The organism is Massilia eburnea (assembly GCF_009720745.1).
In the GTDB taxonomy this organism is placed as follows: domain Bacteria; phylum Pseudomonadota; class Gammaproteobacteria; order Burkholderiales; family Burkholderiaceae_D; genus Rugamonas; species Rugamonas eburnea.
In genome coordinates, this window is record NZ_WNKX01000007.1 from 173,088 (window position 1) to 187,015 (window position 13,928).

Here is a 13,928-nt window from a genome sequence, read left to right on the forward strand (position 1 = left end):
CTAGTGGATGACGGTGACGGCGGTCGGCCTCACCTCACCCATTCCTTCCAGGTACATATTGTCGAGGAAATTGGGCACTTCGCGCGAGTTGGACAGGCGGTTGCGGATGGCCCAGCGGGCCCGGTCCTCCAGCGCCAGCAGCAGCGACTGGTCCAGTTCCAGGCCGAAGTGGTAAGTCGGCCAGGCGGCCAGCACTTCGTCGCGGTTCAGGTTGGCCGTGGCCGGCAGCATGGGCTGCGCCTGGGCCGGCGAGTGTTCGCACCACTGCGAGCCCTTTTCCAGTGCATTCAGCAGGCGCGGGATGACGGCTGCCCGCGTGCCGGTGAAGCGCTGCAAGGACACCAGGTTGTAGATGCTCTCGTAGGCCTGTTCGCCGGAGAAGCTGACCGCGGTTTCGCCCAGCTGCTTGCGCATCGCGCCCAGGAAAGGCTCCCAGCCGGCCACCGCATCGACATCGCCGCGCTGCAGTGCCGGACCCAGTTCTTCCGGCTTGTAGTTGACCATGGTGACTTCGCTGCTGTCCATGCGCTGCCAGTTGAGGAACACGTCCAGCGTGAACTGGCCCGAAGTGGCCTGCGAGACGCCGATGCGCTTGCCCTTCAGGCTGGCCGGCGTGATCACGCCATGGTCGCGGCGGCCGACGATCCCGTGGTCTTTATTGGTACGGAAAAACGTCGCCAGCACCTTGACCGGCAGGCCATCCATCGCCGCAAACACGATGGGAATGTCGGCCACCGTGCCGACATCGGCCTTGCCGTCCACCACCGCCTGCATCGAGGCCTTGCCGCTGGAGAAAGGCAGTACCTTGACCTGCAGGCCCTGGGCCGCAAAATAGCCTTCCTTCTGCGCCGCCAGCACGGCGCAGGTGCCGACATACTCGGTATTGGCGGCAATGACCAGCGACTGCAGGGGCGGCGCCGGCAGGTGCTGCTGGCGCCACAGCCAGGCCACGCCCAGCGCCAGCAGGATGAACAGCACCGCAAGGACTTGCATGGTTCGGCTACGCATGTTGCTCCCGTTGTGTGGTTTCCGGCGCGAGCGGCAATTCGACCCAGAATGTGCTGCCGGCGCCCGGTTCGCTCTCGACGCCGATGGCGCCCTGCATGGCTTCCACCACGCGCCGCGTCAGGGCCAGGCCAAGGCCGCTGCCCTCCTCTTCCTCGTCGCGCCCGAGCCGGTGGAAGGGCTGGAAGATGTGCTGCATCTGGTCCGGGTCCAGCCCGGGCCCGGTATCGCTGACGGAAATACGGATATGGCTGCCGTTCGCTGCGCTGCAATCGACCGCCACCCGGCCCTGCTCGTGGTTGTACTTGATGGCGTTGGAGAGCAGGTTGATCAGCACCTGCACCAGGCGCGTGCGGTCGGCGCGCAGGCTCTTTTGCGGCACCATGCCGAAACCGAGGCTGATGTCGCGCTTGGCGGCCAGCGGCGTGACCATCATGCGGCATTCCTGCAGCACGGTCGGCAAGTCCACCGCCTCCATCGCCAGCGGCACCTTGCCCGCTTCGATGCGCGCCAGGTCGAGGATTTCGTTGACCAGCTTGAGCAGGTGCTGGCCCGACTGCACGATATTGCGCGCGAAGCGCTGCTTTTCCAGCTGGGTGGCCGGCAGCTTGTCGGCCGCCAGGATTTGCGCGAAGCCGAGGATGCCGTTGAGCGGCGTGCGCAGCTCATGGCTCATATTCGACAGGAAGCGCGATTTTTCGGCATTGGCATGTTCGGCGGCGAGGCGCGCCTGCTCCAGCCGATGGTTGGCTTCGGCCAGCTCCATCACGTTCTGGCGCACCTGGCGCTCCAGTTCGGCGTTCGCCATGCGCAGGCTGCGCGTGGCCTGTGCGCGCGCCAGCACCGGCAGCAGCGAGGACGCCTTGAACGGCTTGACGATGTAGTCGAGGGCCCCGCCCTGCATGGCGCGCACGGCGGTGGCGATGCTGCCTTCGCCGGTCATGATGATGCACGCCAGGTCGGGGTCGTGCTGCAAGGCCGCCTTGACCAGGCCGATCCCGTCCATGCCAGGCATGTTCAGGTCGGACAGCATCAGGTCGAACGGCTCGCTGCGCAGCAGGTCCAGCGCCGACTCGGCGCTGCCGCAACCCTCGGCATCAAATTGGTATTGGCGCAATACATCGCATAGGGCGACGGTGTGGGCGCTCTGGTCGTCAACGATGAGAATGCGCTGCTTACGGACTTCCGTCATGCAATCCTCGCGGAACCGGGGTTGCTTTGATTATGCCGCTTGACATGCAGATAAAGTCTCTCCAAATCTAACCGCCATTGCCGATAGCCAAAGGAAAAATTCCTGTACTAGAATAGCAACACACATGCTCACCGCCAAAATCCAAGGGCGCACGCCGCTCATGCTGATGACCATGCTGGCCCTGTGGCTGGCCTATCATCCATGGCGCGGCATCTGGCATGACAGCGTTCTGTACGCAGTTCAAGCGCTGCATCGCCTTTATCCTGGCAACTTCGCCGCCGAACTGTATTTTCTGCATGGTTCGCAGGACCAATTCACCATTTTCAGCCCGATCTATGCAGCGGGCACCGCAGCCCTGGGTTTGCAGTACGCCACCATTGCACTGCTCGCCATCGCCTACCTGCTATGGGCCGGCGCCGCAACGTATTTGCTGCAGCCAGTGCTGCGCGGTTTCTACTTATGGCTGGGCCTGGCCATCCTGGCCAGCTGGCCCGCCGATTACGGCCCCAGTGCCGATGTGTTCCATCTGTCGGAACCCTTCCTGACGCCCCGCCTGTTCGCCGAAGCGCTCGGCATTCTGGCCCTGGGCTGCTACTTGCGCGGCCGTCTGGCCTGGGGCGTGCTCGCTTCCCTCGTGGCGATGGTCCTGCACCCGCTGATGGGCTGCGCGCCGCTGCTGGCAGGTATGCTGTTCCTGGGCTGGGGCAACTGGCGTATCTGGGGCGTGACGCTGGCGGCCGGCACGATGTTGCTGGCCGCCCTGATCCTTGCCGGCATTCCGCCATTCGACCGGTTCCTGATGAATATGGACGCGGATTGGCTTGCGCTGGTCAAGGAACGCGCGCCCATGAATGTTTGGGTTGCATGGCATGCGCAGGAATGGGTAAGCCGTACTGCGGTTGCATTCTGCCTAGTGGTGACCGCGGGGCGCCTGGCCAAGGACGGGTTGGCGCGGCTGTTCTACTGCGCGGCGGTGATGGGCGCGCTGGGCCTGCTGGCCAGTTGGCTGGGCACGGGCTTGAGCGCCAATCTCTTGCTGATACAGGCCCAACCCTGGCGCCTGTTATGGATCACGCATCTGTGCTCCCTGCTGGCCCTGGCCTGGCTGCTGGCCGAGTACTGGCGACGCGAACGCATGGTGCGTGCCATGTTAGCGGCGCTGTGCCTGGCTGTCCTTACACGCGACTCGGTTGGCGGCGCGGTTGCTTTGCTGGCCGGTGCCGTTCTATGCTATCGCGTACCGCGGAATGCCGTACGGTGGCCGGCTTGGGGCAATGTCGTTGCGCTGGCCTGCGTGGCAGGCGTGCTGCTGGCGTGGGCGGTGGAAGTGAACAAGCTGGCCGCGCGCGTAGCGGACGCGGAGCTGATCCTGACGCCGGCCAAGTTGTGGGCGGTCTGGATCGCCGTCGCCCTCAAGCGAGGGGCAGGCGCGGCTTTGTGGTGGCTGCTGCTTGCGCTTGTCTGGCGCAGCGGTGGCAGCGAGCGCAGCGCCCCCCGCTTGCTGGCGTTTGCATTCGCCTTCGGTGCCCTTTGCCTGTCCATAAACTTTGCCACTTCCAATTATTACTCAACGTATGGCCTGTCGCCGGGCGGCGAAAAGGCTGTACTCGAGGCATTTGCCCCACGCATTCCGCCACGCGCCGTGATGTACTGGCAGAACAATGTGAGGGTCAGCTGGTTCCTCCTGCACCGCTCGAACTACGCGTCGAATACACAGATAACAGGTCTGGCTTTCAATCGCGGAACTGCAACGGAAGGGAAACGCAGGCTGGAGCGCTTAGGCCGCCTGGGTGGAGAAGATGCGGTGATTGCACTCGATATCGTGCAGACCAGGGAGGGAGTGCGAAAGTTGCCGGCGCCGAGCAGCGAGGGATTGGCTTTTGTTTGCGCGGACCCACTATTGGATTATGTCGTACTCAGCACGCCGCTGGCCGGCGCAATCGCGCAAGCGCGCGATTCGGAGTACGACAAGAGCTACTACCTGTACGACTGCGCCCGCTTGCGCGGGCGCTAGGCTGCTTACTTCGACAGCAGCATCTCGTTCATGCGCTTGACGAACGAGGCCGGGTCGGACAAGGTGCCGCCTTCGGCCAGCAAAGCCTGGTCGAACAGGATATGCGACCAGTCCTTGAACTTGTCGCTGGCGGCGTCTTCATACTTCAGGCGCATGACCAGCGGGTGCTGCGGATTGATTTCCAGGATGGGCTTGGACTCCGGCGCGGCCTGGCCGGCGGCCTTCAGCATGCGCAGCAGGTTGCCCGACAGTTCGTTCTCGTCCGCCACCAGGCAGGCCGGCGAATCGGTCAGGCGGAAGGTGACGCGCACTTCCTTGGCCTTGTCGGCCAGCGCTTCCTTCATCTTGCCTACCAGGTCCTGGTACTGGGTTTCGGTCTCGGCGTGCTCCTTCTTCTCCGCCTCGTCCTCCATCGCGCCCAGGTCCAGGCCGCCCTTGGCCACGGAATGCAGCTCCTTGCCTTCGAAGTCGTGCATGAAGGACAGCATCCATTCGTCGACGCGGTCGGTCAGCAGCAGCACTTCGACGCCCTTCTTGCGGAAAATTTCCAGGTGCGGCGAGTTCTTCGCGGCGGCGTAGCTGTCGGCGGTGACGTAGAAGATCTTGTCCTGGCCTTCCTTCATGCGGCCGACATAGGCCTCCAGCGACACGTCCTGCACGTCGCTGTCGTTATGCGTCGAAGCGAAGCGCAGCAGCTTGGACAGGCGCTCCTTGTTGGCGAAGTCTTCGCCGATGCCCTCTTTCAGCACCTGGCCGAATTCGGTCCAGAAGGTGGCGTACTTGTCCTTCTTTTCCTGCTCGTCGGCGTTGGCCAGTTCTTCCAGCATGCCCAGCACGCGCTTGGTCGAGCCTTCGCGGATGGCCTTCACGTCGCGCGACTCCTGCAGGATTTCGCGCGAGACGTTCAGCGGCAGGTCGGCCGAATCGATCACGCCCTTGACGAAGCGCAGGTAGGTTGGCATCAGCTGCTCGGCGTCGTCCATGATGAAGACGCGCTTGACGTACAGCTTGATGCCGCCGCGCTTGTTGCGGTCCCACAGGTCGAACGGCGCCTTGGCCGGGATGTACAGCAGCTGGGTGTATTCGCTGCGGCCTTCCACGCGGTTGTGGGTGTAGGTCAGCGGCGCACCGAAGTCGTGCGAGACGTGCTTGTAGAACTCTTCATACTGTTCCGGCGTGATCTCGTTCTTGCTGCGGGCCCACAGGGCGCTGGCCTGGTTGATGGTTTCCAGCTCGTCGGAGCCTTCCTTCATCATCTGGATCGGCAGCGAGATATGGTCGGAGTACTTGCGGATGATGGACTTGAGCTTCCATTCGTTCAGCAGCTCCTCCTCGCCGTCGCGCAGGTGCAGGATGATGTCGGTGCCGCGGCCGGCCTTCTCGATCTGCTCGACCGAGTAGTCGCCCTCGCCCGCCGATTCCCAGCGCACGCCTTCGGAGGCGTCCAGGCCGGCGCGGCGCGATTCGACGGTGATCCTGTCGGCCACGATGAAGCCGGAGTAGAAGCCGACGCCGAACTGGCCGATCAGGGCCGCATCCTTCTGCTGGTCGCCCGACAGCTTGCCGAAGAACTCCTTGGTGCCCGACTTGGCGATGGTGCCGAGGTGGGAAATCGCCTCCTCGCGGCTCATGCCGATGCCGTTGTCGGAAATGGTGATGGTGCGCGCGTCCTTGTCGAAGGCGACGCGGATTTTCACCTCATGGTCGTTGCCGTAGAGGGCATCGTTGTTGATCGCTTCGAAACGCAGCTTGTCGGCCGCGTCGGAAGCGTTCGAGACCAGCTCGCGCAGGAAGATTTCCTTGTTCGAATACAAGGAGTGGATCATCAGTTGCAGAAGCTGTTTCACTTCCGCCTGGAAGCCCATGGTTTGTTTGTTTTCAGCCATTTTTACCTCAATAGTCTTATGAGCCACCTAATTGGGGCCCAGGCAAGCAATTTCAAGACCCCAACACGTTTCATAATTACAACCTTGTTGTGGACAACTACTCTCGGTTCTCTTAGCATGGTAACAACGAAAGCATCGGAGAGAATGTGATCAACGAGGGCCTGCTGCACGCGACTCTGCCGAAGGATACTTCGGACGCGAATATGGTTCGCTGGATGCGCATGGTTCTGGCCGTGGCTTGCCTGTTTACCCTGGTGGTGGAGCCGAGCGGGCACGCCGACTTGCTGTCCCTGGGCGTCTTCCTGGCCTACCTGCTGCAAAGCGTGACCCTGCTGCTGCTGGCCAACCGCTCCATCCTGGTGCGCAGCAAGCTGGTGTACTGGCTCGACGTGGGCTGGTTTACCCTGATGGTCTATGTCACCGGCGGCGATTCCAGCTTCTATTTCCTGCTGTTCTTCTTTGCCATCCTGACCTCGGCCTTCAGCCATGGTTTCGAAGAAGGCGCCCGCATCACCATGGCCGCTTCGCTGGCCTTTGCCCTGACTTCCCTGTACACCCACAACGAAGCGGAAATGGCGCTGGTGATGCTGCGCGCCACCTTCCTGCTGGCGCTGGGCTATATGATCGCCCACTGGGGCGGCATGGCCATGATCCAGCGCCAGCGCATGGGCTTGCTGCATGCGGTGAGCCAGATGTCCAATCCGCGCTTCGGCGTGGACCGCACCATCAGTTCGGTGCTCGAGCAGACCCGCCTGTTCTACCACGCCCACAGCTGCATCCTGTTGATGCACGACAACAACGCCGCCAGCTGGACCCTGCGCGCCGCCAGCTCGGCCAACGCCGGCCGGCCGATCCACGCCAGCAACCTGGCGCCCGACGCCGCCGCGCCCCTGCTGGTGTGCGGCGAAGACGCCATCCTCCTGCTGCGCCAGCCGCGTGGCGCCTGGCTGCGCCGCGCGCTGCAATTGAAAAGCTATGACAGCGGAAACCAGCGCTGGGTCGCCGAAGACGCCGAGGCCGGCGAAACCCTGGCCGAACTGCTGGACGCCTACTCCCTGATCGCCGTACCCCTGCCCTTGCGGCGCGGTTCCGGGCGCCTGATTGTGGTCTCGCAGCGCCATCATTTCAGCAAGTCCGACGCCCTGTTCCTGCTGCAGATCGCGGCCCAGGCCTTCCCCGTGATTGAAAACATCGAGCTGCTGGACCGCATGGCCTCGGAAGCGGTGCTGCGTGAGCGCGAGCGCATCGCCCGCGACTTGCATGACACCACAATCCAGCCCTATATCGGCCTGCGCCACGGGGTCTCGGGCATCCGCCTGAAGGCGGACCCCGGCAACCCGTTGGTGCCGGACCTGGACAACCTGCTCGACGTCACCTCGCAGGTGGTGCGCGACTTGCGCAACTACGCCAAGAGCCTGCGCGGCGGCCTGGAAATGAAGGAGCCGGAACTATTAATCGCGCTGCGGCGCCAGGCGGCCCAGCTGCGCCAGTTCTACGACGTGCACATCAACGTGGAAACCAAGGGCGAGCTGCACATGAGCGACCGCCTGGCCGCCGAGGTGTTCCAGATCGCCAACGAAGGCATGAGCAATATCTGCAAGCACACCACGGCGCGCAACGGCTATATCGAGCTGGCCTGCACCGCCGGGCAGTTGACTGTATTGATTGAAAATGAATGTTCTGGCCAGCCGGTGCTAGACTTTACACCGAGCTCAATCGCAGAACGCGCCGCCGCCCTGGGGGGCGAGGCGCGCGTGCAGCGCGGCCGCCAGAACAACACAGCTGTGCAGATTGTGATTCCGGTGTGAGGTGAGTATGGGGCAGGCTGACAAGAGAATTCGCATCATGCTGGTCGATGACCACAAGACCCTGCTGTGGGGCTTGGGCAAGCTCATCGAAAGCGAAGCGAGCCATATGATTGTGGTGGGCACGGCGCGCGACTGCGACAGCGCGCTGGCCATGGCGTCCGAATTGCTGCCGGACGTGATCCTGCTGGATATCGACCTGGGCGGCACCTGCTCGCTCGACATCATGCCGCGCCTGCTGCAAGGCTGCAATGGCGCGCGCGTGCTGGTGCTGTCGGGCACGCGCGACCGCGAGCTGCTCGACCGCGCCGTGATGCTGGGCGCGCGCGGCGTGGTCAGCAAGGATGAGCCCGCCGAAACCGTGCTCAAAGCCATTGAAAAAGTGCACGGCGGTGAGCTGTGGCTCGATGGCGTCATGCTCAGCCGGGTGTTCGAAGCCATGCGCAACCCGCAAGCGTCGCGCCGGCAAGACCCGGAACTGGACAAGATTGCCCAGCTGACGGCAAAGGAAAGGCGCATCTGCAGCTTAATTGCAACAGGTGGTGGTGCGGTTAACAAGGCTTTGGCGCAACAGTTGTTTATTTCCGAGCACACTTTGCGCAATCATTTGACCGCGATTTATCACAAACTCGGCGTCTCGAACCGCCTCGATCTCTACGTCTTTGCAACCAAGCACAGGCTCGACCAGGCCGACCTGTAGCGTCTCTTCCGCCCCCGGCCCACTACGGGCAGGGGTGTCGAAAATATTTCTCCCCACACATCATCGTTACATCCGGGACAAATGTCCCGATTCCTGCTGGAAAAAGAGGACATCTCTCCTGCTCAGAAAAGGACAGATGTTTGATGGAAGTCAAAACGCTCACGCCTAAAGTGAACTCATCAGCACGGCATAACCTGTCGGCTGAGACTAGAACCAGGCAAGGCCAACACAACCATGTCCGGAGTACAGAATGCGCAAACGCACCCTGCCGCCACGAATCGCCAGCTTCATCGCCGAGGAAGACGGCCGGGCCTTTTACGAATATGTACTTGTAGCCTCACTGACAGTTGTCGTCGGCATCATTGTGCTTCTGGCGCTTGGAAAAGGCAGGTGACGCGGGCTTGTTCCGTGCAGCTGCAAACACTTTGGTGCAATTTCTACTCAGTCCTCGAAAGGAAACATCATGAAAGCCATCCAAAAATTCATCCGTGATGAACAAGGCGTGACCGCCATCGAATACGGCCTGATCGCCGCCCTGATCGCCGTGGTGATCATCGCTGCGGTGAAGATCGTCGGCACCCAGCTGTCGAAGACCTTCACCACCATCGGTACTGCACTGAGCACCGCCAACAGCTAAATGCCAGCCGGCGTCCGGCGAGGCAAGCCGCCTCCCCGGACGCGTTTCTTCTCTACGGAGGTCGATTGTGAAAGACCGATTCTTACGCTTCCTCCGACACGAACATGCCGTCTCCGCCATCGAATATGCATTGCTCGGCGGCCTGATTGCGGTAGTGATCGTGATCGCCGTCACCTTCGCTGGCGCCCAGCTCAAGGTCCTGTTCGATAACCTCGCATCCCAAGTGTCACAGGCATCATCATGAGCGCAGTCCTGACCCCGTCCATTGCAAGCCGCGCCAACATGCCGCGCGCCCTTCTGCGCGAACATGGGCTGCTGCTCACCCTGGTTGCCCTGGAACTGGCCGCGGCAGTGGCCCTGTGCGCCGCCCACCCGGACAAGTTCAAAGACGACCTGCAACTGGAATCGTATGTCAGCACCCTGGCGCTGGGCCTGGTGTTCGCCCTGTGCGCCTACACCATGCACGTGATGATCTTCACCCGTCCCAAGCAACTGGTGCACTACCTGCGCACCGACCTGACCGCCTTCCTGACGCGCGAGCGCCTGCTGTTTGCCGCGCCCGTGCTGGCCACCCTGCCCCTGTTTGCCGCCAGCTTCACCGTACTCAAGGCTGCCGTGCCGATGGTCCAGCCCTACGCCTGGGATGCCCGCATCGCCGCCGCCGACGCCTGGCTGCATGGCGGCGTGCAGCCCTGGGTGCTGATGCAGCCGCTGCTGGGCCACCCGCTGGTGAGCGCCCTGCTCAGCGTAGCTTATCACCTGTGGTTCTTTATCCTGGGCGCCACTGTGTACTGGATGGCATTCAATATGGAGCGCCGCCAGCTGCGCATGCAATTCATGCTCAGCTTTGTATTGAGCTGGATCTTGCTGGGCAATGTGATGGCCATGGCGTTTTCTTCCGTCGGTCCCTGCTTCTACCAGCACGTGGTGCCGGGCGCCGATCCCTTCGCCGGCCTGATGCAATACCTGAACGAGGCCAATGGCAAGGCGCCCCTGCTGGTGCTCGATGTGCAGAATATGCTGTGGCACAGCTACTCCACCCATACCGGCAGCAATGCCCTCAGCATTTCCGCCATGCCCAGCATGCACGTGGCCAGTTCGGTGCTGCTGGCCCTGTTCGGCTGGCGCGTGAGCCGCGCCGCCGGCATCGCCCTCACCGTCTTTGCCGTGCTGATCCAGCTTGGCTCAGTACACCTGGGCTGGCACTACGCGCTCGACGGCTACGCCGGCGCGGCAGGCGCCATCCTGATCTGGATTTTCTGCGGCAAGCTGGTACAAGGGAGCGCAGCATGAGCCTCGATAGCCGCGCCCTGCTGCCCATCGTGCTCCTGGCCGGCCTGCTGGCCTGGGCCGTGGCGAGCGACGTGCACAGCCGCCGCATCCCGAACCGGCTGGTGCTGGCCGGCATCGTGGCCGGCCTGGCGCTGCAGGCGACAGTGACGCCGGGCGCCGGCCTGTTCAGCGAACCGTTCGGTGCGCTGGGCTTGCTGAAAAGCGGGGCCGGCATGACCCTGGGGCTGCTGCTGCTGCTGCCGATGTATGCGCTGGGCGCGATGGGGGCCGGCGACGTCAAGCTGATGGCCATGATCGGTACTTTCCTGGGGCCGCTCGATACCGTGGGCGCCGGCCTGGCCAGCCTGCTGGCCGGCGGCTTGCTGTCACTGACGGTCGCCCTGTGCCAGGGCAGCCTGGGCCGCGTGAGCGGCAACGTCAAGACCATGATGCTGGGCAGCGTGCTGCGCGGCCTGTCCGGCGGCAACGCCCAGGTCGACGCGCCGCCGTCCGCGACCGGCCAACTGCCCTACGCCGTGGCGATCTCGAGCGGCACGGTAGCCTATCTGTTGCTGACCCGTTATTTCGGCTGGAGCCTGCTATGAACGCTACCCCTATCCTGGCATCGCGCGCCGTCAACCTGCTGGCCACCACGGCGCTGGCCAGCGTCTGGCTGCTGTTCTCGCTCGCCCATGCGCACGCCTTTGCCACCACCGGCGACTGGACCTACCTGCTGTTCGTGGCCTCGGAAACCCTGGTGGCGGTGCTGTTCGTGATGCGCTCGGAGCCGGCCGCAGTATCGCACTCGCCGCTGGACTGGGTGCTGGCCATCGCTTCCACCGGCGCGCCCTTCCTGTTCGCGCCCAGTGGCGAAGGCTTGCTGCCGGCGGCGCGCCTGCTGATCGTGCTGGGCGTGCTGCTGCAGATCGGCGGCCTGCTTTCGCTTAACCGCAGCTTCGGCCTGGTGGCCGCCAGGCGCCAGATCAAGACCCGCGGGCTGTACCGCTGGATCCGCCATCCCCTGTATGCCAGCTACCTGCTCAGCTACACCGGCTATGTGCTGTCCAACAGCAGCGCCTCCAACGCCATCACCTGCCTGCTGGCCGGGGCCCTGCTGGTGGCGCGCCTGCTGCGCGAAGAGCGCTTCCTGTCACGCGACAGTCAATACGTGCTGTACATGCGCCATGTGAAGTACCGCGTCCTGCCAATGGTATTTTGAGAGGGGTCCGCCATGCCTGCCGACTTTGAAGAAACCAGCAAACGCGCCTGGGCCGACGACCCGCTGCGCGTGCCCGCTCCGCGCACCGTGGAGGAAACCGGCCTGCCCTTCCTGCTGCTGGTGGAGCTGACCGCCAAGATCCTGTACCAGCGCGGCCAGGTCAAGCTGAATGAGCTGGGCGGCCACCTCAAGCTGCCGCTGTCGGTGCTGGACCCGATCATTTCCTTCATGCGCACCGAGAAGCTGACCGAGATGGTGCGCCGCGGCGTGAGCAACACCGACGCCGACATCGTGTACAACCTGACCGATACCGGCCGCGCCCGCGCCGCCGAATTCGTACGCCGCGACGCCTATGCCGGCGCCGCGCCAGTGACTTTCAGCGACTATGCCGAACGGGTGCGCGCCCATAGCGTGGCGCAGATGCGCGTCAAGCGCGAGCATATCCGTAAAGTCTTCGACGGCATCGTCGCCAGCCCTGCAGTGCTTGACCAGTTGGGCGCGGCCATGAACAGTGGCCGCGCCATCTTTGTCCATGGTCCGGCGGGCAGCGGCAAGACTTACCTGGCCGAGCGCCTGAACGGCCTGCTGCAAGGGCAGATCGCCGTGCCGCATGCGCTGCTGGTGGACGGCGACATCATCCCGATGTTCGACCCCGTGGTGCACACCGCCATCGAGGACACGGCGCCGCCGGGCATGCTGTTCGACCGCCGCACGCCGCGCGACCAGCGCTGGGTGCGCAGCGAACGCCCGGCCGTGATCACCGGCGGCGAACTGACGCTCGACGCCCTGGACTTGCGCTTCGACCCGGCCACGCGCCTGTACCAGGCCCCACCCCACCTGAAGGCCAATGGCGGCATCTTCATCATCGACGACCTGGGGCGCCAGCGCTGTTCGCCGGTGGAGCTGATGAACCGCTGGATCGTGCCGATGGACCGCCAGGTCGACTACCTGTCGCTGCAGAACGGCTACAAGTTCCCGGTGCCGTTCGACGTGGTGGTGATCTTTTCCTCCAACCTGCCGCCCGAATCGCTGGCCGACGGCTCTTTCCTGCGCCGCCTGGGCTACAAGATCCACATCGGCCCGCTGCAGCCGGAACAGTACGAAACCGTGTTCCGCCAGGTCTGCCAGCGCTACTCGGTGCCGTTCGAAGCCGAGACCTTCGCCTGGCTGATGCGCCAGCACCACACGCACGAAAAGCCATTCATGGCCTGCTATCCGCGCGACCTGGTTTCGCAGCTGCGCGACCTGGCCGCCTACGAAGGCCGCCTGCCCACGCTTGATGTCGCATCGCTCGAGTGGGCCTGGAATAACTATTTTTCAGCCGTCTAAGGCAAGGGGATAATCATGAGGAACACACGAGCAATGATCATGATGGTGGTGGCCATCGGGCTGGCCTTCGTGGCCGTGGTGGTGGCGGCGCGCTGGATCAACGCCCAGGCCACCACCAATACCGCCAAGGTGGCTGTGGCGCAGGTGGACATCAGCATGGGCGCACGCATCACGCCGGACATGGTGCGCCTGGTCGACTGGCCGGCTTCCGTGCAGCCGCCTGGGGTGATCAAGGACGACAAGCTGCTTGAGTCGCGCGTCACCAAGAACAGCATTACGCGCGGCGAACCGATCCTCGAATCGAAGCTGGCGCCACCCGGCACCCAGGGCGGCCTGTCGGCGGTGGTGGCCGAAGGCAAGCGCGCCATGACGGTACGCGTGAACGACGTGGTGGGCGTGGCCGGCTTCGCACTGCCGGGCAACTACGTCGACATCCTGGTCAACACCCAGGAGGAAGGCCAGCGCACCCAGACCAAGGATCCGACCATCTCCAAGATCGTGCTCGAACGCATCCTGGTGCTGGCGGTGGCGCAGGAATCCGGGCGCGACGATACCAAGCCGAAGGTGGTCAATGCCGTAACGCTGGAACTGACGCCGGAACAAGTGGAAAAACTGGACCTGGCGCGCAGCGTGGGCAGCCTGTCGCTGGTGCTGCGCAACCAGGTCGACCCGAACCCGGCGCTGACCGCAGGCGCCACCAAGACCACCCTGCTGGGCGCCGCCGCACCGGCACCGAAGGCAGCAGCGCCAGCCCCGGCGCCCAAGCCTGTCGCCGTGCGCAAGGTAGCCGCGGTGCCGCCGCCGCCCGGCGTGAAGGTGGAAATGATCAAGGGACTGGACCGCAGCAGCCAACAATTCTGACACGGAGC

The 13,928-nt window shown here is 63.8% G+C and carries 14 protein-coding genes; 11 read left to right on the top strand and 3 right to left on the bottom strand.

Translation table 11 applies throughout. The annotated features are described in order from the left end of the window. Window positions 1–1,008 carry an ABC transporter substrate-binding protein gene (locus GM658_RS11685; protein ID WP_155454210.1) on the bottom strand — a complete coding sequence of 336 codons (1,008 nt, stop codon included), beginning with the start codon at window positions 1,006–1,008 and terminating at the stop codon, window positions 1–3. Further along, window positions 1,001–2,197: an ATP-binding response regulator gene (locus tag GM658_RS11690; RefSeq protein ID WP_155454211.1), complete on the bottom strand. Its 1,197-nt coding sequence runs from the start codon at window positions 2,195–2,197 to the stop codon at window positions 1,001–1,003. The genes GM658_RS11685 and GM658_RS11690 overlap by 8 nt, the downstream gene beginning before the upstream one ends. A gap of 124 nt (window positions 2,198–2,321) precedes the next feature. Here GM658_RS11690 and GM658_RS11695 point away from each other — a divergent pair, with 124 nt between their 5' ends. Then, window positions 2,322–4,211 carry a hypothetical protein gene (locus tag GM658_RS11695; protein ID WP_155454212.1) on the top strand — a complete coding sequence of 630 codons (1,890 nt, stop codon included), beginning with the start codon at window positions 2,322–2,324 and terminating at the stop codon, window positions 4,209–4,211. A gap of 5 nt (window positions 4,212–4,216) precedes the next feature. Here GM658_RS11695 and htpG read toward each other — a convergent pair whose 3' ends face one another. Then, a complete protein-coding gene (gene htpG / locus GM658_RS11700; RefSeq protein WP_155454213.1) occupies window positions 4,217–6,097 on the bottom strand; it encodes a molecular chaperone HtpG in 1,881 nt (626 codons plus the stop codon). Between the two features lie 146 nt (window positions 6,098–6,243). Here htpG and GM658_RS29760 point away from each other — a divergent pair, with 146 nt between their 5' ends. The 10 genes from GM658_RS29760 (at window position 6,244) to cpaB (ending at window position 13,920) form a co-directional block, all read left to right on the top strand. Further along, window positions 6,244–7,905, top strand: a complete 1,662-nt coding sequence (locus GM658_RS29760) for a sensor histidine kinase (RefSeq protein ID WP_155454214.1) — start codon at window positions 6,244–6,246, stop codon at window positions 7,903–7,905. Between the two features lie 37 nt (window positions 7,906–7,942). After that, window positions 7,943–8,602: a response regulator gene (locus tag GM658_RS11710; protein ID WP_155454215.1), complete on the top strand. Its 660-nt coding sequence runs from the start codon at window positions 7,943–7,945 to the stop codon at window positions 8,600–8,602. A gap of 250 nt (window positions 8,603–8,852) precedes the next feature. Then, entirely contained in the window at window positions 8,853–8,996 is a 144-nt protein-coding gene (locus GM658_RS11715; RefSeq protein WP_155454216.1) for a hypothetical protein, read from the top strand. A gap of 69 nt (window positions 8,997–9,065) precedes the next feature. Further along, window positions 9,066–9,239 carry a Flp family type IVb pilin gene (locus GM658_RS11720; RefSeq protein WP_155454217.1) on the top strand — a complete coding sequence of 58 codons (174 nt, stop codon included), beginning with the start codon at window positions 9,066–9,068 and terminating at the stop codon, window positions 9,237–9,239. A gap of 67 nt (window positions 9,240–9,306) precedes the next feature. Beyond that, complete coding sequence (locus GM658_RS29080; RefSeq protein ID WP_170298779.1) at window positions 9,307–9,483, top strand: Flp family type IVb pilin; 177 nt, start codon at window positions 9,307–9,309, stop codon at window positions 9,481–9,483. Then, complete coding sequence (locus tag GM658_RS11730) at window positions 9,480–10,532, top strand: phosphatase PAP2 family protein (RefSeq protein ID WP_155454218.1); 1,053 nt, start codon at window positions 9,480–9,482, stop codon at window positions 10,530–10,532. The genes GM658_RS29080 and GM658_RS11730 overlap by 4 nt, the downstream gene beginning before the upstream one ends. Continuing rightward, window positions 10,529–11,116: an A24 family peptidase gene (locus GM658_RS11735; RefSeq protein WP_155454219.1), complete on the top strand. Its 588-nt coding sequence runs from the start codon at window positions 10,529–10,531 to the stop codon at window positions 11,114–11,116. The genes GM658_RS11730 and GM658_RS11735 overlap by 4 nt, the downstream gene beginning before the upstream one ends. Further along, on the top strand, window positions 11,113–11,730 hold the full coding sequence (locus GM658_RS11740) for a methyltransferase family protein (protein ID WP_155454220.1): 618 nt from the start codon (window positions 11,113–11,115) through the stop codon (window positions 11,728–11,730). The genes GM658_RS11735 and GM658_RS11740 overlap by 4 nt, the downstream gene beginning before the upstream one ends. Before the next feature lie 12 nt (window positions 11,731–11,742). Continuing rightward, window positions 11,743–13,059: a DUF8689 domain-containing protein gene (locus GM658_RS11745; protein ID WP_155454221.1), complete on the top strand. Its 1,317-nt coding sequence runs from the start codon at window positions 11,743–11,745 to the stop codon at window positions 13,057–13,059. A 15-nt stretch (window positions 13,060–13,074) separates the two neighbouring features. Then, window positions 13,075–13,920 (top strand): Flp pilus assembly protein CpaB, encoded by an 846-nt coding sequence (gene cpaB, locus GM658_RS11750; RefSeq protein ID WP_155454222.1) that lies wholly within the window; start codon window positions 13,075–13,077, stop codon window positions 13,918–13,920. Window positions 13,921–13,928 lie beyond the last annotated feature (8 nt).